This is a genomic window from Streptomyces aculeolatus, assembly GCF_020400605.1.
Lineage (GTDB): Bacteria > Actinomycetota > Actinomycetes > Streptomycetales > Streptomycetaceae > Streptomyces > Streptomyces aculeolatus.
This window is the reverse complement of sequence record NZ_JAINRD010000024.1, coordinates 143,573-163,130: the sequence shown is the minus strand read 5'-3', so window position 1 is coordinate 163,130 and position 19,558 is coordinate 143,573. Positions and strand designations below refer to the sequence as shown.

Genomic DNA, 19,558 nt, shown 5'->3' with positions numbered 1-19,558 from the left:
GTCATTGCCCATCGTTCGTGGTCCAGCCGCGCACCGTTGATGTGCTGGAAGCTCCGGGCCCGCCTCGTCTTCGCCCAACCCCCCACCGCTTTCCCGCCACCACCGATAGGAGATCCGCCTTGCCCGAAGCACCAGCAGAGCCGTTCATGACGATCCGGCACACCATCACCGGCGAGATCACCACCACCGGCTACAACGCCGCCGCCCGGCGGATCCTGCTCCAGGCCGGCTTCGAAGCGACGCCAGGATGCGCCTGTCGAGCGACGGAACCCGGTACCCAGCGGACGCACGGGCCTGCTCGGCAGCCAGCGAGCTGCTCGTCGCCGGCCATCCCCTGCACCTGGACCGAGCCCTCGGTCGGCCGGTGAGCGCCGACGGTACGCCCCGGTTGGCCCGGTCACCGATGTCGGTACAGTCCGTGATCCGCTCCGAGAGCGGCCAGCCCCTCCAGCGCATCGCCGACCCCGCCCGCACCCGCACCTGTTGAAGGGGCCTCGTTTTGACCACACCCGGAACGCCTGCCCGTCCAGCGCGCACCAAGGGCGGCGAACTACGGGCCAAGGTGGCCCGACTGCTGGCCGACCGGCCGGCGGACACGCTCACCATCGGGGACATGGCCAGGCAGCTGGGCCACTCCCACGGCGCCGTCCGCAACGCCGCCCTGACCCTGGTGCGACGCGGCGAGGCCGACCAAGGCGGAACCGGACAACCGGAGTTCCGCGCGAACGGGAAGACCGCCGCAGCCGCGCGGACCGCTGTGATCAGCCCGCCGGGCACCCACTCTTCCCGCGCCCGGGCGGCCACGGCCCGCACGACCGCAGCAGCCAGGCCCAGGCGGACCGGCCCGATCCGCCGCGCGGGGGGCCAGGTCTACCATCCCCGGGAGCTGGCCGATCTGCCCGACGTCGAGGCGTTGAATCGGCTGCGCGACGCCGACGTGCCGGTGCTGCTCTACGGCCCTCCGGGCACCGGCAAGACATCGCTGGTGGAGGCGGCGTTCCCGGATCTGCTCACCGTCGCCGGTGACGGGGACACCACGGTCGGCGACTTGATCGGCGAGTACACGCAGGACGACGCGGGAGCCTACGTCTTCCAGTACGGTCCGCTGGTCACCGCGATGACCGAGGGCCGCGCGCTGCTGATCGACGATGCCACCTTGATCTCACCGAAGGTCCTGGCGGCGCTGTATCCCGCGATGGACGGGCGCAGGCAGATCCAGGTCAAGGCCCACAAGGGCGAGACCATCAAGGCTGAGCCGGGCTTCTACGTGGTGGCGGGCCACAATCCCGGCGTCCACGGGGCGGTGTTGACGGAGGCGCTCGCGAGCCGGTTCAGCGTGCAGATCCAGATCGGCACGGACTATGACCTCGCCCTGGCGCTGAGGATCGATGCCCGGGTGGTCCGGGTCGCCCGACACCTCGCCGCCCAGGTCGAACTCGGCGAGCTGGGCTGGGCCCCCCAACTGCGGGAGCTGCTCAGCTACCAGAAGACCGAGGCCGTCCTCGGCACCCAAGCCGCGCTCGGCAATCTGGTCGGTATCGCGCCCGTCGAGGACCGCGACGCCGTCGCCGCCGCCGTCAGCAAGATTGCCGGCGTCAAGGAGGTCGCTCCTCTCACCCTCGGCAAGCAGCTTCCCGCCTCAGCCGCCCGGCAGCCCCCGGGCAGCACCGGCGCCGCGCACCGGGGCCGCTCGCGATGAGCGCCCACCACCACGTCCAGTCCCCCGCCACCACGCCGGACGACGACGCCGACCTCGCGCGATGGGACGACGACGGCGCCCCGCCCGCGCAACCCCGTACCTCCCCGGCCGCGTGGCTGCGCGTGGGAGCCGAACTCGGCGACCGGCTGGTCGCCCTCTCCGGCCGCCAGGACCTCCTCGTCACCTGCCGCCCCGGCACCCGCAGCAGCGCACCAGCCGCCTACTTCCCCGGCCTGGCGGAGATCGAGTTCGACGCCAGCCTGTTCGCTCCCCTCCAACCCCACGAGATCCATCCGCGGATCGTGGGCGACGAGGAACGCTATCCCGCCGCCTGGGGAGTGCTAGTCCACGAGGCCGCCCACGCGGCCCACTCCGTATGGGTGGAGCCGAACGGCGCGGACCCCCGCGTAGTCGAGGCCGCGCTCCTTTTGGAGGAGAGCCGCGCAGAAGGCGCCCACCTGATCAGGCGGCCCACCGACCGCAAGTACCTGCGCACCAGTGCCCGGACCCTGGTCATGCCCGACATCGCCAACCCCAGCATCCAGGGCGTCGAGCAGGCCGCCAGCGTGGCGGCCCTGATGCTCGGCCGCCGCGACGCCGGCATCCTGGACGCCGGCGAGACCAAAGCCGTCGCCGACCTGTGCGAACAAGTCCTGAGCGCCGACCTGCTGGCCACCCTCACCGGCATCTGGACCGCAGCCCACCGGTGCGCCGACCACGACACCACGACCATGCTCGCGCACGCCCAGGACTGGTGCGACGCCCTGGACACCGCCTCTCCTGCCCTGCCCGTGCCAGAGAACCTCAGCGATCTGCTGTCCGCCGCCGCCGCGGTCGTCCTGGACAGCATGGACGCCAACGACGCCGCCGACCTCGCGGCACAGGCCGCAGCGACCAACGCCGTGGCCGCGCAGTCCAAGGCACAGGCACAGGACCGCGCCCAGCAGGCCGGCCAACGACGCAAGGCAGCCGCCACCGCCAAGTCGGTCTTCAACCCACGCGGCACCACCGTCAGCCCCGACGGCACACCGAGGCCCTCCAGCAACCCGGTCACCGGCACCCGCAAGCCCACCGCCGCCGAGCAGAGTGCCGCCGCGCGCCTGAGCCGCGCCCTGCGCGCCGCCGCCTACCGCGAACGCACCGAGGAGCGGACCACCAGCCCCACCCCGCCCGGCCGTCTCAACATGGGCCGTGCCCTCGCCCGCGACGCCCAGCGCGCCGCCGGATCGATACCCACCGCAGAGCCGTTCACCCGCACCCACCGCCGCAACTCCCCCACCCCACCACTGCGCGTGGGCATCGCCGTCGATGTCTCCGGCTCCATGAGTGCCGCCTGCGCACCCGTCGCGTCCGCTGCCTGGATCGTGGCCCGCGCAGCGGCCCTGACCGACCCCGACTCCCGCACCGCCACCGTCGCCTACGACAGGGACCTGACCGCACTCACCCGGCCCACCCACCGAGCACCACAGCGCGTGACAACGTTCAATGCCAACGGCGGCAACCACAACCTCGGCGACGCCATCGACGCACTCGACCACGGCCTCGAACTCAGCCGCCCCGGCACCGGTCGCCTCCTCGTGATCGTCACCGACGCCCGCTACGGCAGCGACGAAACTGCTCAAGCCGTCACCCGAGTCAAGCAGCTCACGACCGCCGGCTGCGCCGTACTCCAACTCACCCTCACCGCCAAGTCCCACCACTTGCCGGGGACCACCTTGCTGCACCTGCCCCAGCCCTCCAGCGCTCCCGCCGCCATCGCCACGGCGGCCACAGACGCCATCCGCAGGACGCGCTGAGACAACGCAGAAGACAGAACGAAGGAACAACCACATGGCAATCCGTACGCACTGGACCGTCGAGCACTCCTGCACCCACGAGACCGTCCACGACCTGTCCGACCGCCCGGCCGACCGGCGCGCCGGGTTCGCCCGCTGGCTCGCCGAGCGGGACTGCCCCGACTGCTGGAAGGCAGCCCGTGACGCCGACTCCGGCTCCCGGCAGGAGTGGCTCGCGGCCGCGCCGACGAGCAGCAGGCTGCCGCCGACTGGGCGCAGCGGTTCGACATGCCGCCGTTGGAAGGCGCCGAGAAGGCTCTGGCGTGGGGTGAGCGCACCCGTCACCAGTTGATGGCCGCGGCGTATACCGCGCTGGTCGTCGAAGGGGCCTGGGACGAGGCCGCCTGGGCGGAGGTGGAGGACAAGTCGCGTTCGATCACCCGTGCCGGGTGGTGGATCGACCAGCGGGACGCTGACGGCTGTGATCTGCCCGAACTCCTCGACGCTGCGGGCGAAGGCGACCGCGGCACGGAGAACCCGTTCCGCTGAGCGCGGCGGAACATAGCCGGTGATCGCCGGTTAGGCAAACCGGAGAATCTCCGGACCATTGTTCCTCCCGCCCTGCCTGACCAACGTGGAAGGAACCGCATGTCACTGCCCCCCTCGCCCACCCCGGTACTCGCCCCGACGCCGGACCCGCTCACGCCCAAGCGGGACATCACAGCCCAGCACTTCCGGGCCGGGGAAACCGTTGTCGTCTTGAAGGGCGTCGCCGGGGGCGAGTTGTGGGGCGATGCGATGCGGGTGGTCGCCCCGTCGTGGCACACCCCGACCGAGGAGAACGGCTGGCGGCTGCGCAACGCGACAGGCGGCGCGCAGTCCTACATCACCGCCCACCCCCGCTACCTCGTGCACCTCTCGCGCCGCTGCCCGGACTGCCTGATCCACCTGCGCGCCATGGAAGACCGCTTCCTGCCCAAGTTCGCCGGCAGCGGCGACATCGTCGACTGCGGCTGGTACACGATCAACGCCCTCAACTACCTGATCCACATCGCGGACAAGCGGAGCCGCTGGTGATCCCCCGCATCCACCCGCGTGCCCACACCGCGGCCGACCCCCTCACCGAAGCCCTGGGCCAGCCGGTAGCACCGCAGGACGGGTTCACACCCGTCGCCTACTGGCCGGGCCTCGATGACTACATGCAGGGCGACGAGCAGCAAACGTGGACGTTCGCGCAGTGGGCCGAGCACCTCGAAGACCCCTACCTGGAGCGCCCGTTCGCCGCCAGCCGGTACGGCGATCGTCATGCCGTCTTCCACCTCGACGTACGGCTTGACCGAGAGGACCGAGACCTCGCCTTCGCTGAGTGGGCCGAAGTCGCCCACCGCCTCGCGCGTGCCGTCGGCATCGAGATCCCCGGCAGCGTGCCGGCGCAGCGCTGTCACTGGATCGCAGTCCAGGCTCAGCCGAAGCGACTGGACCTGATCGCCAACCTCATTCGACTCGGTGGAGCGTGGTACAACCCGCCCGCCGACGTCGACCGGCGCGTCTCCGACGAGGCGCGGCGCATCGAGGCGGACCTCCGGCTCGTCCCCGTCTACGACACCCCGCGGGTCCAGACCGGCAACCGCACTCTGCCCACGGCGCAGACACAGCTCGCTGCCGTCCTCACCCAGCTCGCCGACGAGCACACGGGTCCGCTGGCCGCGGTACGCGGCCTCGTGGAACACACCGCCCAGCGGATCACCCGCCAGCCCACCCCCGCCGGCGCCGGCACGGCACACCGCCTGGAACTGATCGCCCTGCGCATCCACGCCCTCCAGCAAGACCTGGACACCACCGCACACCACATGACCCAGCCCTCACCGGCCATCACGCCGACTGCTGCCCGGCCAACCGCGCACCGAGCGCGGTAAGAGAAACGGCTCCTCCGCCCACCGTCGAACACCTCCCGGTCATGGCCCGCGACCCGGCCGCGCACAGCGTCCTGCAACGCACCGGATTCGTCGCCGTCGTCCGCCTCCACGAGACCTACCACTGCGCCCCCACCGGCCTCACCGAGGACGACGAAGACCGCCTGGGCACCGAAACCGTCGCCCGGCTCCGCGCGGCCGGCTACCGCGTCGACTGCGACGAAGCCTTCGACACCGGCGCGCGCCCGGCCAGTTAACTCCCGCTGGGCGCCGCCGTCGCCGACCTCGCCGACCTCCTGCGCGAGGCCACTACCACCGCTGACGCGGCCCGCCTGCTCACCGAGGTGACCGCCCCCCACGACGGCATCCTTGCCGCGCTGGAAGACGTCCTCCTCGCCGCCGCCGAGGTCCACGACGGCCTCGACTCCGTAGCCGACCCCCAACTTGCGCAACGCCTGCGCTACCTCGCCGAGAGCCATCTGCGCGTCCTACGAACCGCCCTGCGCCACACCCGCAACGCGCTCGCCGACCGCAACGCCGCCCAACCCGGCCGCAGCACCTGCACCGAACAGGTCCCCGCCGGCGAGCCGGAGCGCTCCGCGGTGTGCGCGCCTGCCCGCCACCGAGCACCGTGCCGCCGGCGCCGCCGGAGGTCGCCGCGGTCCTGCGCTGCTGACCTCACTCCCATTCCGTCAAGGACACCATGCACGATCACGACACCACCGGACGTCTGGCCTCGTACGCCGACGTCCTCGCCGACCAGCTTCCCGGCACCTGGACCACCACCCCCCTGCCGACCCGGGACAAGGGCGACCCGTCCCACCTCGCCGGTCTCGAAGAACTGGCCGAGCGCATCTGGGACCTGGACCTGGCCGCCGCATCCCTCGCAGAGCAGCCCCTGCAGCGGGCCGCCGTCCTCAGCCGCCCGGACGGAGCCCAACTCGCCCTCCTCGACCGGCACGACGCAGACGACGGGTTCCTCATCGCCGCCGTCGCTCCCCGCGCTCTGCCCGACGATGCGTACCGCGCCGTACGCGAACCCAACGCCATCGCCCTGGCCGGGGATCCCTTCCTGGACGCCGAGGCTGTCGCCGGTGATCTCCTCGTCCGCTACGACGCCGCGCTCGCCGAAGTCCGGCACAACGCCCTGGGCGGCACCCAGCCCTCCCAGCCCGACCGGCTCGTGCTGACCTGGCAGCCGGACGGGAGCATCGCCACCGCCCCCGCCGGCGAGACCGCCGGGCCCATCCTGACTGCGGCCGGATTCGTCCAGGACCCACACACCGGCATCTACCGCCTCGCCGCGCACGACACCCGGGCCCAGGCGCGCGCGTTGCGGGCGATCGGCCCGCAGCTCGACGCCCTCGGCATCAGCACTGCGCTGCAGCACGCCACCACCCGGGCCGCGCCCAGCACAGCCCCGTCCACCTCCCCGTCCCTCGCGGCCCGTCCGACGCCGACAAGCAGAACTCGATGAGCACGGATCCGGAGTTCATGGTCCTGGGCTACGTCACCCTCACCAAGGACCCCCACACCGAGTTGGTCGTCGCCGTCGGCGGAACCGAACGGGCGGCGGACATCCTCCAACAACACGACTTCCTGCCCGCTTCCGGCCCGCGCGGCGACCACCACCGGCTGCCCCGCTGCGCCCCCGAGCAGCAGCGCCTAAAGGCCACCGCCGCCTCGTACACCCTCCTCACCGCCGGCTACAACGTCTACCTCGACCCCACCTTGAACACCCTGGCCACGCCGGACGGCGACCGCGAAGCAACAGTGCGCCATCTCGGACAACTCGCCGAGCAAGCCCTGCACGCGAAGACCGGCACACAGATCGCCGAGGTCCTCACCGAGATCGCCGACGGCGCCCAGGGCCTGCCGCTGACCCGCGAAGTGGTCCTCACGGCCTGGAACAACCCCGCCTCCTACCGGTCCGCCGCCACCGGTACCGAAGGCGGTCCCTGCGCGCAGCTCGCAGAGGCCGCGACCGCGCTGTCAGTCCTCATGGGGATCCTCCGCCATGCCCGCGATCAAACTGCGCACAGCCCGGAGCAGCCGGCCCCCGCCCCGACCGCGGCTCAGCCCCCTCAGTCCCCGGACACCCCGCCCAGGCGCCGCCGCTGAATCACGAACCACGCTCTTCGCCACCCGACTTCTCGGAGACACCCGTTACGCCCCGCACTCCCCCGCCGATCACCCACCGCCTCAAGCCCCGCCTCGCGACCGCCCTTGTCCGCAGCTACCTGCGCGCCTGCACTCCCGCCGCCGGCGCCCGCGACCGCCTGCTGGCCGGCACCCGCCCCGAACCCACCGAACTCCGGTGGATCGGGCACCGCCACCACCACTGACCGTCTCCCGCCCTGGAGCCGCATGCCCCACCCCACCCCGTACGCCGAGCGGCTGACCGACGACATCACCCACCGCATCGCACTGCTCGCCGAACACCTCTCGCAACTCCCTCCCGCCCAGGGTGCACGAGCCATCACGCAGGTCGTGGATCCCGAGCCGGAGACAGGTCTCCTCGGCAGCGTCACCCACCTCCTGGTCGTCAGCACCAGGTTCGCCAAGGACCAGACCACGTGCGGCGCTCTCCCGCCGGAGGTGTGGCTGGCCCTGGGCCGAGCCGCAAACACCCTCGACGACATCGCGCTCGACCTGGACGAGCACCTCGACACCCTGCGCCACTTCGGCACCCCGTCCACCCCGGCGGAAGCCAAGCCGCCGACTCCCCCGCTGCCTGACTCCCGGCGGCGCCGGTGAAGAAGAAGCAGTGGAAGGCGCGGGGGCCGGTGCCGGGCTGGGGTGGGGGTGAGCAGGCCGAGCAGCACTACCTCGTCCAGCCCCGCGCGCTGGCCGGCGGCGGCGACATCCGCCACGTCTCCCACTTCCTGCACGCCTCGGGTTGGCAGGACAAGTCCGTCGCGGGCGGCCCTCTGGTCATGGAGAGCCCCGACCGCACCGTCCGCATCGCCTACAACCCGCACGTGCTGCCCGGAGGTTGGGCGATCTACGCGGACGCGAACGGCCAGGACGACGCCTGGTGGGCGCACCTCGGCCGGCAGACACCGGTGGAGATCGTCGCCGGGCTGACCGACGCCCTCACCCGCCCCCGCGATGCGCACGCCCCCGACGTCTGGGCGCCCCTGAAGGAGCAGGGCTGGAACGCGCGGGCCGAGGGCCGGCACTACAGCGCGACGAGTCCCGACGGCAGCGCCTGGATGCAGTACCACCACAAGTCCGACGGGGAGGCGATGTGGTGGACCGGGGCGAAGGATGCGCAGGGCAACGGGTGGAGTGGCCAGTTCTCGATCACCACGCCGATGCACCTGGTGCAAGCCTTCACGACGGAACTCGCCAGCCCCGAACCGGTGATGCGTCCACGCGGGCGCGTTCCCTTCAGCGCGCAGATCCGCACCTGGTCAGTGTCCGTCCTGCCCTCCCAGCTCCGCGCCTGGCAGCAGACCAGGATCACCGCTGCCCGCGCCGCCGCCTGGACACCCAGCAGCGCCCAGCGCGTCCGGCCGCGCACCACCCCAGCCCGCCCCTACGCACCCGCCGGCGGCGCGCGAACCCGCCGCTGAACCCGCAACCTGCCCGAGGAGCCCGATGCCCGATCCCACCGCCGAAGACCTGCGCGCCGTCACCGAGACGCTGTCCCGCCTGACCGACTACCTGCGCTCCGGCCCCGACCCCGACGAAGCCCTCCCCCTCGTCGAGCCCCTCCTCGACGAACTCACCGGCCTACCCCTCCAGTTCGCCGACACCCTGCGCGCCCTGGCCCGTGCCCTGCACGACCACCCGGACACCCCCCGCACCACCGAAGCCGGCCTCCTGATCGCGCAGCTGCGCGCTGCCGCCTCAGCGCAGGACGACCACCACGCCCTGCACTACCTCCTCGACGACCTCCGCGACCTCTACGACGACGGCGCCGCCGACGGGCCGGGGTGCGCCTGGTGCCGCTGACCGAACGCCTTACCGCCGCGTTCGCCGACACGCACGCCTGGCAGATCCCCTACGACACCAGCCCACGCCACCTCGCCGGCCCGGGAGATCCCCGCCACGTCACCCACGGCCTGGCCGCCGCCGGCTGGCGCACCGTCTCCGACCGGCTGGGCGCCGACATCGTCCTACGCAGCCCCGACTACCGCTACCGCCTCCAGCACACCCCGGCGGCACAGCGCACCTCCAGGTGGTGGTACCTGCAAGCCGACACCACCGACACCGCCCCCGGCTGGCACGCCAACCTCAGCGGCCTCGCCCCCGCCGAGGTCATCGCCTCCCTCACCGACACGCTCGTCAACCCCACCATCGCGGATCCGCCCGGCATCATCTCGACCCTTGAATCCGCGGGCTGGCACGTGAGCGACCCGGCCACCGCCGCGTCACCCGACGACATGTGCCGGGTGGAACTGCGCGACCAGGAGTACCACGACACGCCGCACTGGCACGTGGAGACCCGCGAGCCGCGCAGCGGCCACTACGACGGGCCGCGGATCTGGAACGCCTGGTTCAGCGACTACATGCCCGAGTACCTCGTGGCCGCCTTCGTCACCGCGCTCGCAGACCCCACCCCGCTGCAGCGCGCCATGTTCGACAGCACCGTCCACTACGGCGCCGCATCCACGCCCAGTGCGCTCACCCCGGAACAGGTCGTCGCCGCGCACGCCACCCGCATCACGTCCCTGCACCACGCCGCGCGTACTGCTCGACGGCAGAAGAAAAACCCCGCGGCCGGCCTGGTGAAGACCGGCACCGCCCGTACCGCCGCCCGCCGCTGAACCGACAGGACTCCTCCATCTCCACCGATCACCGACACCGCGCTCTCCTGCGTCACCTCGACGCCTACCTTCGCGACAGCCAGAAGATCCTCGCCGACTGGGACGTCTACTCCGACGAGCACACCGACCTCGACGGCCAACCCCACGACGAACACGCCTACGGCATCCGCGCCGGCCAGCGCGACGCCGACGCCCACGAGGCATTCGAGCCGCTCCGCGCCGGCGCCAGGCAGTTGCTGGCCGCCGCGGACACGCAACTCGCCCGGCTGCCCGCGGACACTGTGCAAGGCCGCTGGCGCTACCAGATGGACGTGCTGCATTTCGCACTCGACCGGCTCGACGACCTGCACGAACAGTGGTGTCAGACCCGAGACCGCCTGCCCGCCAACGCCTCCCCCGGCACCGCGGCATACGACGACGCCCAGGCCGAATACCACGCCGAGGCGTGGAGCCACCTCGACACCTGGTCCACCCACGGCGACGCGCTACGCGAGATCGACACCGCCTCCCGCCACGCCTCCGCGCGGCCAAGCCCATCCCCGCCCATGGCTCCCGCGGCCGGCCGACGGAGTCCGGCACGAAAGTGAGCAGCCCCGTCGAGACCGTCGAGGTCGACTTCATCACGCCACGCCACCTGGCCGGCGGCGGCGACCCCGGCTGGATCACCGTCCCCCTGCACCGCGCCTGCGGCTGGAGCCACGGCACCGACCCCCTCATGGCCCGCGTCATCCTGTCCAGCCCCGACCAACGGGCTGTCCTGCGTCTGGAGCCGGACCCCGACGGGCAGTGGTGGACCCTGCACCATGCCGCCGAGCCGGACCGGCGGCCCGCCTGGTGCACCAGCTTCGGGGCCCGCACCCCGGTCGAACTCATCGCCCCCGTCACCGACATGCTCACCAACCCCGCAGGGGCAGCGAGCGCGCCGTCCGACCCGTACGAACCACTCCGGCAGACCGGCTGGTCCCCGTACGACGGCGGCTTCGTATCTCCCGACGGGACGGCGGCCGTCGAGCGCTCGGGCCCGCCGGATGATCGGGGAGCTTGGTGCCTCACCGTCAAGCTCGGCGGGCACCAGCAGGTGTGGCAGGCCCGCTTCAGCGAGCACGCTCCCGCCCACCTGATCACCGCGTTCACCGCCGCGCTCGCCGACCCGACCCCCATAGCGCGCACCGACGGCGCGCACCGACTGCCGACCCTCGACCCGGACCTCATCACCATCCGGCGCACCGACGTGCGCGCCGTGCTCATCGCCGGGGCACTGGAAGACCGCATCGACACCCTCGCTGCCCGGCACACCCTCCCACCGGCCACACCGAAGCCCCCCGCGCCGCCGAAGGAGCACGGCCGCAGCCGCTGACCCAGCGCATCCCCGCCCGGAAGCACCCAGTCCTTTGCCCCCTTCCTCCTCCCCGAACCGTTCCACCGACGGCTACGACCTCATCCTGCGTCTGATCCTCGGCGTCGTCGCCGTCGTCGTCCCGCTGTCCCATCTCGCCTGGCTGTCCGGCAACATCACCGCCCACCTCACCGGGACCGATCAGGCTCCCTACCAGCCGACCGCGGCCCTCCTACGCCCCGAGCAACTCTGGCCCGACGCGGGAGATATGTCCCTGCTGATCGGCGCCCGCATCGCTCCCGCCGCCGTCTTCCTCGCCCTCGTGACCGCGGGGATCGTCCTGTGGATCCGCCACCGCAACCGCAGCGGCGCCGGGAAGACGACACCGAGGCTGGCCGGTGCACGGGATATCGAACCGCTGATGGCCAAGGCCACCACCGCCAAGGCCCGCGCGCTACGTCCGAGCCTGAAGACCAGCAAGCACATCAACGCCCACGACACCGGCGTCCTGCTCGGCAACCTTCAAGGCAGCCGCCACGAGATCCGCATGGGCTACGAGGACGTGGCCGTCGCGATCATGGCGCCCCGCTCCGGGAAAACCACCGCACTGGCCGTCCCCGCCATCCTCGCCGCGCCCGGCCCGGTCATGCTCACCAGCAACAAGGCCGCCGGCGACGCCTACACCGCCACCTTCTCCGCACGTGCGGCTGTCGGCCGGGCCTGGTCGATGGACCCGCAGCAGATCGCCCACGCCGAACGCGCCATGTGGTGGAACCCGCTGGCCGACGCCACCACCCTCGAAGGCGCCGGCCGCCTCGCAGGCCACTTCCTCGCCGCGAGCGTCGATGCCAGCGCGCAGGGCGACTTCTGGTCCAAGGCCGGATCCAACATCCTCGCCCAGCTCTTCCTCGCCGCCGCCCTCAACGAACGCCCCATCACCGACGTCATGCAGTGGCTCGCGTTCCCCGCCGACCGCACCCCGCTGGACATCCTGCGCGACCACGGCCACACCCCGGTCGCCGCCCAGCTCAAGGGCACCGTCGAAGGCCCGCCCGAAACCCGCGACGGGATCTACGAGACCGCCCGCCAGTACGCCGCCGCCCTCCTCGACCACAACATCGCCGCCTGGGTCACCCCCCAGAAAGACGTCCCCGAGTTCAACCCCGCCGCCTTCGTGACCTCGCGGGACTCTCTGTATCTGCTGTCGAAGGACGGCGGCGGCGGAGCCTCGGCACTGATCGCCGCGTGCGCGGACAGCGTGATGCGCGCCGCGACCACCCAGGCCGAACGCGCCGGCGGACGCCTCGACCCCCCGCTGCTGGCGATCCTCGACGAAGCCGCCAACGTCTGCAAGATCAGCGACCTGCCCGACCTGTACAGCCACCTGGGCTCCCGCGGGATCATCCCGATCACGATCCTGCAGTCCTACCGCCAGGGCCAGAAGGTCTGGGGCGACGCGGGCATGGACGCCCTGTGGAGCGCCGCCACCATCAAGATCATCGGCAGCGGGATCGACGACCCGGACTTCGCGGACAAGCTGTCACGGCTGATCGGCGACCACGACGTCGAGACCACCTCCACGTCACGCTCGGACTCGGGCACGTCGACGTCCGTCTCGATGCGGCAGGAGCGGATCCTGCCCGCGGACGCCATCCGCGCCCTGCCCAAGGGCACGGCCATCTGCTTCGCCACCGGCATGCGGGCCGCCATGCTCACCCTGCGCCCCTGGTACCTCGAACCCGGCGCCGCGGACCTGTCGGCCGCCTCCGACCGCGCGTCGAAGGCGATCACCACCCGAGCCATCGCCAAGCACGCCCCCGTCCAAGCCGACTTCGGACCCGCAGCGTGAACGAAGACCTGCCGCTGCACTTGGTGCCCGTCCGCTCCCGCGACGCCAAGGAGTTCGTCCGGCTCTGGCACCGCCATCACCGGCCGCCCGCCGGGCAGATCTTCTCCGTCGGAGCCGCCGACGAGGCCGGCGTCCTGCGCGCCGTAGCGGTGGTGGGCCGCCCCGTGGCACGGCACCTGGACGACGGCGCAACCCTCGAAGTCACCCGGACCGCCAGCGACGGCGCACCCAACGCCAACTCCCTGCTCTACGGTGCCGCCTGGCGTGCGGCCAAGGCCCTCGGATACCGGCGGCTGATCACATACACGCAAGCGGGCGAGAGCGGCGCCTCTCTTCGGGGCGCGGGCTGGCACCTGATCGCCAGCCGTCCGCCCCGGGCCGGATGGCACACCGCCTCCCGCCCCCGGTCCAGTCACGGCATCGACCACGTCGCCCGCTTCCTGTGGCAAGCCCCCTGAAACCGCATGTCCGCGCCAAGCCGCTGGTGACCCAGAGCAGAACGGAACCCCCCGGCCCTCGATGAACCCGACCGCGCCTGCCGAGCACCTTCTCGACCTGGCCATCCAGTTCACCCGGCACAACGATGACCTGGCCCGCCTCCGGGTGACCCTGGCCCGGCACGGGTTGTCCGGCTCCAGCCCCGCCACCGCCCTGACCGACCACGCCGCCTTCACCCAGCGCCTGGCCAACGCGGCGCTGGACATCGTGGAAGTCCTCAAGGCGCAGCCGATGTACCTCAGCCCCGCGATCCGCACCGTGTACGCGCGCGTGTGGCAGCTCGCCTACCTGGTCAGCGACTCCACAGACCACCTGCTGGACGCCGTGAACATCATCGACGACGCCCGCGCCGCAATCCCCGGCCCCACCGGGGTCCCCCTGAGCCACAAGGAAGCCCTCGGTGAGGCCGGCCGCCGCGTCGACCTCGTACGGGACCTGACCGCACTCGGCGGCGGCGACGCGGTGGCCACCGCCGAGTTGTACGTCACCGACCGGCGCCGCTGGGGCGTACCCCCACCGCATCAGCCGCCGTCGCTATCGCCCACCCAGCACGCTGCGCTGCGCGCCGTCGCACAGGGCGAGGTGACCATCGCCAACGGCAAGCCGCACCTCCACCGCGACGGCATCCGCCTGTCCATCAGCACCATCCGCTCCCCGGAATCCAGCGGCCTGGTAACCCGCGCCCCCTGCCCGCTGCTGCTGCACGACGAGCGCATCCACCTCACCCCCGACGGGCGCCGCGGCCTGACGGCCACCTTCGGCCGCCAACAGGCCCTGAAACCCACCACCACCCGCCCAGCCGCCAGACCGGCCACCAGAACCGCACGCGCGCCGACCCGCTGATCCACTTCCCCTCTCTCCTCCCGCCTCTGTGCACCCGCCGCCGCTTCGGCACGACCGCCCGCAGCCCGGCGGGTGCACCCACTGCCCCCCTTTCCATCCGCCCCTCCCAGCCGCGGGTCGGCCTGGTCACCCTCGACAGTTGGTGAACCGGGCCATCGTTGACTTCGGCTGACAACCTGACAGCGGCCAAGCCGCGTCCGCCGCCCTTCGCGCTGAGAGCGGGCCGTGCGAATGGAGGCAGGCAGGCATCTCCCAGGGAGCAGCCAGGGGAAAGAGCAGACGAAGGACACTCGCACGAGTGACAAACCCGTGTAACTGACAAGCAAAGACTTACAGTTGAGTGATCGGCCGGGACCGGGTGACCCGCATCCCCCACGCGCGCCGGTCCCGGCCGTCCCGCCCCGGCCAGCCGCAGGTGCCGACCTGCTTCGGCCAGAGCCGGACCGCGCGGGCGAACGGGGCAGAGAGTAGCCGCATCTGCAGTCAGGGAGCGCACTACTCCGCAAGGCGGGCGGCGTCGGCGAAGCGACAGGCGGGCAGGCCCTGGCCAGAGGCGAAGCGACGACGCAGACCAAGGGCCGCGGTTCGACCTTCGCCCTCACTCCCTACCGCACCCGCATCACCATCGCCACGTTCCAGTCCCTGGCCCAGCACCGCGTGCACACCTCAACAACCGCCGCGCCGGCCGCCGCACCCTCCCGCTGCGCACCGACCGCAACCCCGCGACGGTGAAACCCCTCACCAGCACCCTGACAACCGACGCCCGAAGGGAGGCCCCTTACGTCCTCCGATACCCCGACCGCCCATGATGTGGCACGCGCCCTCGCCGATCAGATCCGTCCCGGCGCTGCTCCCCGTGACGTGACAGTCAGCTTCGGCGTCCGCCGGCAAGCAGCAGCCGAGTACCAGCACCGCTCCCGCGGCGGCCCCGTGACGGTCTTCGCCCAGGCACTGCACGCCGCCCTCTACGGCCTCCCCGTCGACAACGACCCGCTGCCCACCGCCCTGGACGAACTCCTGCAGGCCACGCACACCGCGACCACCCCCGAGCAGAAAAGCGCGGTGCTGCGCCGACTCGCCGACCAACTGGGCAACGCTGCCGAGATCATCCAGCGCTACCAGTACCAAGCCCAAGCCGACCGGCTCCCCGACGACGTCGCCACGCAACTCAGCGAGGCCCGCAGCCAAGCCCAACGGATAGCCGAGATCCTCGACCACGCAGCACCCGCCTTCACCAGCCCGCCCGCCGCGCAGGTGCCGCCTCGCCCGCAACCGAGCCACACCACGGCCCCGCCCGCGGCCCCGCCCGGACACCGCCGCTGACCTCAGCCAGCACGCGGCGCCCTCTTCGCGACGGCACCACCCTGGTCCGGCCACCACCCTGCGCGACACGAGGGCTACTTCCCGCCCCGTACACCGAGCTGCTTGCGCGAAAGCCTTCGGTTGGCCTCACTTCAACACCGAAGCCGGCCACGCCAGGAGGCACAGCCAACCGGCGCCTGACCAGGTTGGCGAGCCCTGACTCACCCTCTTTCCGGAGGCACTGATTCCTCACTCCCCTGCCAACACGGACAGCCTTGCCCGGTTCCGGCAGCTCCACTACAACCTCCGCCGAGCCTGCGAAGTCGCGCTCCACAAGGCGCGCAACGAGTTCGGCGTCACCATCGACCCGGTCGCCCAGCAGGACGCCATCGCCTCGCGCAACCGCGCAGCCGCCGAGGAGTTCGTGCTGGTGCTCCCGCACACGGCCGCGTTCATCGACCAGGCCCGCACCGCTCTCGACCGGATGCCTGTGGCCCGGCATCTGCCGCACTGGCGGCTGCTGCTCGACGACCTGGACTACGCGGCCACCGAATGCCGCCGCATCCTGGACATCGAGCCCGCCGCCGGCGACGAGGCGGCCCGCCGCGCGCAGGACGCGGCCCTGTGGCCGTATGTGACCACCTGGGCCGAGCACGGCTACCTCGTAAGCGGCTGCCTCATCAATCAACTCCGGCCCCAAGCACCCGCCCCGGCACTGCCGAAGGCCGAACAGGAACGGCTCACCCAGCAGGTGCGCGACGAACGTCGCCACGGCCGGCTAAATGTCTTCGGCACCGGATGGGACGCGGACGGCCGGCTGATCTCCCTGGTCCGCCTCGACCCACGCGAGCCACTCCTGGTGCTCGCCGGCGACCTCGACAGCCCCGGGCTGGAGATCATCGGCGAGTTCGACGGCGCAGACAACGCCACCTGGTCCTTCCCGCCGACGGTACCGCCAGGCGTCCTGCGCCCCGAGGTCTCCAGCACCTGCACGGTCCCACCGATCAAGACCGCTCTTCCCGATCTGACCCGCGAGGTCATCGAGGCCCACAGCAGCGTCGACGTGGGGATGGCGCTTCTCGCGGTCACCGAAGCGGACGACGCTGTACTGCCCGGGCTGCGGACCCTGCTGGACACAGCCGCCGAGTACGCGACGGCGATGCAGACCCGCCAGGGCGCTCACCTGGCCACCCGCCTCGAACAGCTCAGCACCCGCCTCTACGCACTCGGCGACGAACTCGACACGGTCGGAACCGAGATGACGAACGCGAACGCCATGCTGCCGCCGCACCGCACCCCGCTGCCCCGGCACCTGCCGCCACAACCAGCAACCGACACCCCGCACCCCAGCCCCAGCGGCACCACCGACCCGACGCCGGCTCCCGCCGTACCCCCGGCACCCGTCGCCGGTGGAGGGCCCGCGCCAGGTACGCGCGGCCGTTCGTGACCGCCGCCGACGGCCTGCTGTTCGATGTGCCGACGCCGGTCGAGCGGCTGCTTCGCCTCGCCGGCCAGTACACCCGGCACAACGACATGCTCGACCTCCACTTGGCCGAGCTGGCCGCGGGCGCCGAGCCAGGCGACGACGCGCACACCGGTTCCGCGCGGCAACTCGCGTACGACACCCGTACCGCGATCACCGCGATCCGGGCGGAGCGGCTCTATGCGAGCACGGAGATGACCGAGATCCTGGCGCGGTTGACCCAGCTCGCCTTCCTCAGCACCGCATCGGCCGGCCACGACGTCCGCACGGCACGTGACCTGACCGCCCTGGCGGCCGACGCCTGCGTGGGCTGCGCGGCGTCGCTGGCCGCAGAGATGCGCCGCCGCGGGGCGATGGCGACCGCGCCGGATGACCGGCTGAGCGCCGAGCGGCGCACCGCGCTGGCGGAGATTGCCCGCGGATACGTCACGGTCAGCAACCTCTTCGACCGCGAGCGCGCCCAGTCCCGCCGGCACAACCGCGTCCGGCTGAGCACCCTGCGAGTTCTCGAAAAATGCCACCTCACCGGGCGCGATCCCTCCTCCGCGCCCGCCACCTACATCGGCGGCCCGGGCCAGGACCGCATCCGCCTCAGCCTCGCAGGCATCACCGCCCTGGCCTCCGTCCTCGCACTACCCCCGCCACCACGGGAGACGCCGCCCGCGACGACTCGCCGGCCCACGCCCGCGCACCCACCACGCGCCCGAAGTCACTGACCCGGAAGGAACACCACTTCCGTGACCACGCAAGACCCCGCCGACCACGTGGCCAAGCTCTACACCATGTCCCGGGACTTCGCGGAACTCGGCACGCAAGTCCGAGCGGTCGAATGTGCTCCCGGCCCCGAGGCGCTGCGCGCCATCAGCCCGCTGGTGTTCGAGGGCCACCAGCTCACCGCCGCCGCCGTCCTCCACCACCTGAACGCCCTCGACGCCGGGCCCATCACCAAGGTCACCGGCAGCCTCGACGGTCTGCACGGCATGGCCATGGTCGTCTCCTCCGCCGCCGTCGCCGTCCAGGAACTGACCAGCGCCTGGCCGCCAACGACTTCAGCGGCCAGGAATCCCCGGGAGTTCCGGAACCGACGGACTCGATACGCGCACACCTCCGTTCCACCGCGGTGAAGGAGATGTCCGACCATATGACCGACGCCGCACACCAACTGGACCTCACCGGAATCCTGTGCATGGTCGTGGCGGGCACCGTGAAATCGCATCTCGCCCAGGCGCAGGCCCCGACCGCGACACCCACACCGCACATCCCAGCCGAGAAGCGTGCCTCCAACCCGTCCCCGGGCTGAACCGCACACGCCAGCCGTAGCGGACCGTCCGCCTCGGTTCCGGATACTCCGCCCCGCAGCGCCCACGGTTCGGCACCACCCCCGTCGGGTCACGCGCCCGCCGAAACGGCGCCACATCCCCAGCCTGAAATTGCCACTGGAGCAAGGTGTCTTCTCTGTATGTCCCCGACGTGTTCATCGGATCCACCGACGACGCGCACACCTTCGTGATCATCAACCGCCGCATCCCCGACGCCGACCGGATGCTGACCGAGGCCGGGTTCCAGGCACGCGAGCACCACGGCCGCACCCTCTATGTCCTGCCGCCCGCCACGGCCCAGGAATCGCACGAACGCGCCGGAGCCACCATGTACGGGCTCCTGGCCCACACCCACGACCTGATCGACTTCTCCTGGACGACGCCCTGGAGCCCCGATCGTCCCGTAAGAGATCCGGACCTCCACTTCCGGTTCAGCGACAACACCGTCTCGGCGACAGCCAAAAGCGCCACAGCCCGCTCCATTCTGGAACAGCACCACTTCATCCCGATGCCAGACGGCTCGTCCTACCGCCCGCCGGACAAGCTGAGCAACGCGCTCTGATCAGCGCCGTCACCCTGGCCGACGGGCACGCCCACGCCCACGGACTGGATGTCCGCATCAGCCTCGGCATCCCCACACTGGCCGACATCCCGGCCGCACCCCACGGCCAGTCGGCCGCCGACACCGCCGCACCGCCGGCAACTCCGCGTCCACGCCGAACCCGTTGATCCCACGCAGACGCCCCCACAAACCGGGTCTCCGCCG

General features: G+C 71.9%; 23 protein-coding genes and 1 pseudogene. All 24 read left to right on the top strand.

Annotated features, from left to right (window positions below):
- Window positions 1–146 precede the first annotated feature (146 nt).
- The 24 genes and pseudogenes from LG396_RS31555 to LG396_RS31440 all read left to right on the top strand — a co-directional run bounded on the left by LG396_RS31555 (window position 147) and on the right by LG396_RS31440 (window position 19,354).
- Window positions 147–368: a hypothetical protein gene (locus tag LG396_RS31555; protein WP_225797375.1), complete on the top strand. Its 222-nt coding sequence runs from the start codon at window positions 147–149 to the stop codon at window positions 366–368.
- A gap of 194 nt (window positions 369–562) precedes the next feature.
- Window positions 563–1,699, top strand: a complete 1,137-nt coding sequence (locus LG396_RS31550) for an AAA family ATPase (protein ID WP_225797374.1) — start codon at window positions 563–565, stop codon at window positions 1,697–1,699.
- Complete coding sequence (locus tag LG396_RS31545) at window positions 1,696–3,495, top strand: vWA domain-containing protein (protein ID WP_225797369.1); 1,800 nt, start codon at window positions 1,696–1,698, stop codon at window positions 3,493–3,495. Before LG396_RS31550 ends, LG396_RS31545 begins: the two co-directional genes overlap by 4 nt.
- Window positions 3,496–3,529: 34 nt before the next feature.
- A pseudogene (locus LG396_RS31540) lies at window positions 3,530–4,023 on the top strand (hypothetical protein).
- Between the two features lie 99 nt (window positions 4,024–4,122).
- Window positions 4,123–4,551, top strand: a complete 429-nt coding sequence (locus tag LG396_RS31535) for a hypothetical protein (protein ID WP_225797368.1) — start codon at window positions 4,123–4,125, stop codon at window positions 4,549–4,551.
- The gene (locus tag LG396_RS31530) at window positions 4,548–5,390 is read left to right on the top strand and encodes a relaxase/mobilization nuclease (protein ID WP_225797367.1); all 843 of its coding nucleotides are present in this window, start codon (window positions 4,548–4,550) and stop codon (window positions 5,388–5,390) included. Before LG396_RS31535 ends, LG396_RS31530 begins: the two co-directional genes overlap by 4 nt.
- A 41-nt stretch (window positions 5,391–5,431) precedes the next feature.
- Window positions 5,432–5,644: a hypothetical protein gene (locus LG396_RS31525; protein WP_225797366.1), complete on the top strand. Its 213-nt coding sequence runs from the start codon at window positions 5,432–5,434 to the stop codon at window positions 5,642–5,644.
- A gap of 446 nt (window positions 5,645–6,090) precedes the next feature.
- A complete protein-coding gene (locus LG396_RS31520) occupies window positions 6,091–6,864 on the top strand; it encodes a hypothetical protein (RefSeq protein ID WP_225797365.1) in 774 nt (257 codons plus the stop codon).
- Entirely contained in the window at window positions 6,861–7,508 is a 648-nt protein-coding gene (locus LG396_RS31515) for a hypothetical protein (RefSeq protein ID WP_225797364.1), read from the top strand. The genes LG396_RS31520 and LG396_RS31515 overlap by 4 nt, the downstream gene beginning before the upstream one ends.
- Window positions 7,509–7,754: 246 nt before the next feature.
- Window positions 7,755–8,144: a hypothetical protein gene (locus tag LG396_RS31510; protein WP_225797363.1), complete on the top strand. Its 390-nt coding sequence runs from the start codon at window positions 7,755–7,757 to the stop codon at window positions 8,142–8,144.
- Window positions 8,141–8,965, top strand: a complete 825-nt coding sequence (locus tag LG396_RS31505; RefSeq protein ID WP_225797362.1) for an SPDY domain-containing protein — start codon at window positions 8,141–8,143, stop codon at window positions 8,963–8,965. Before LG396_RS31510 ends, LG396_RS31505 begins: the two co-directional genes overlap by 4 nt.
- Before the next feature lie 25 nt (window positions 8,966–8,990).
- Entirely contained in the window at window positions 8,991–9,347 is a 357-nt protein-coding gene (locus LG396_RS31500) for a hypothetical protein (RefSeq protein ID WP_225797361.1), read from the top strand.
- Window positions 9,338–10,162 (top strand): SPDY domain-containing protein, encoded by an 825-nt coding sequence (locus LG396_RS31495; RefSeq protein ID WP_225797360.1) that lies wholly within the window; start codon window positions 9,338–9,340, stop codon window positions 10,160–10,162. The genes LG396_RS31500 and LG396_RS31495 overlap by 10 nt, the downstream gene beginning before the upstream one ends.
- Before the next feature lie 311 nt (window positions 10,163–10,473).
- Window positions 10,474–10,749 carry a hypothetical protein gene (locus tag LG396_RS31490; protein WP_225797359.1) on the top strand — a complete coding sequence of 92 codons (276 nt, stop codon included), beginning with the start codon at window positions 10,474–10,476 and terminating at the stop codon, window positions 10,747–10,749.
- On the top strand, window positions 10,746–11,519 hold the full coding sequence (locus tag LG396_RS31485) for an SPDY domain-containing protein (RefSeq protein ID WP_225797358.1): 774 nt from the start codon (window positions 10,746–10,748) through the stop codon (window positions 11,517–11,519). Before LG396_RS31490 ends, LG396_RS31485 begins: the two co-directional genes overlap by 4 nt.
- Before the next feature lie 34 nt (window positions 11,520–11,553).
- On the top strand, window positions 11,554–13,347 hold the full coding sequence (locus tag LG396_RS31480; protein ID WP_225797357.1) for a type IV secretory system conjugative DNA transfer family protein: 1,794 nt from the start codon (window positions 11,554–11,556) through the stop codon (window positions 13,345–13,347).
- Complete coding sequence (locus LG396_RS31475; RefSeq protein ID WP_225797356.1) at window positions 13,344–13,805, top strand: XF1762 family protein; 462 nt, start codon at window positions 13,344–13,346, stop codon at window positions 13,803–13,805. The genes LG396_RS31480 and LG396_RS31475 overlap by 4 nt, the downstream gene beginning before the upstream one ends.
- 61 nt (window positions 13,806–13,866) lie before the next feature.
- Complete coding sequence (locus LG396_RS31470) at window positions 13,867–14,688, top strand: hypothetical protein (protein ID WP_225797355.1); 822 nt, start codon at window positions 13,867–13,869, stop codon at window positions 14,686–14,688.
- Between the two features lie 861 nt (window positions 14,689–15,549).
- Window positions 15,550–16,011 (top strand): hypothetical protein, encoded by a 462-nt coding sequence (locus LG396_RS31465; protein ID WP_225797354.1) that lies wholly within the window; start codon window positions 15,550–15,552, stop codon window positions 16,009–16,011.
- A gap of 409 nt (window positions 16,012–16,420) precedes the next feature.
- A complete protein-coding gene (locus tag LG396_RS31460) occupies window positions 16,421–17,437 on the top strand; it encodes a hypothetical protein (protein ID WP_225797353.1) in 1,017 nt (338 codons plus the stop codon).
- Complete coding sequence (locus tag LG396_RS31455; RefSeq protein WP_225797352.1) at window positions 17,434–18,189, top strand: hypothetical protein; 756 nt, start codon at window positions 17,434–17,436, stop codon at window positions 18,187–18,189. The genes LG396_RS31460 and LG396_RS31455 overlap by 4 nt, the downstream gene beginning before the upstream one ends.
- A 21-nt stretch (window positions 18,190–18,210) precedes the next feature.
- Window positions 18,211–18,597 carry a hypothetical protein gene (locus tag LG396_RS31450; protein WP_225797351.1) on the top strand — a complete coding sequence of 129 codons (387 nt, stop codon included), beginning with the start codon at window positions 18,211–18,213 and terminating at the stop codon, window positions 18,595–18,597.
- Between the two features lie 17 nt (window positions 18,598–18,614).
- Window positions 18,615–18,773 (top strand): hypothetical protein, encoded by a 159-nt coding sequence (locus LG396_RS31445; protein WP_225797350.1) that lies wholly within the window; start codon window positions 18,615–18,617, stop codon window positions 18,771–18,773.
- A 146-nt stretch (window positions 18,774–18,919) separates the two neighbouring features.
- Complete coding sequence (locus LG396_RS31440; protein ID WP_225797349.1) at window positions 18,920–19,354, top strand: hypothetical protein; 435 nt, start codon at window positions 18,920–18,922, stop codon at window positions 19,352–19,354.
- Window positions 19,355–19,558 lie beyond the last annotated feature (204 nt).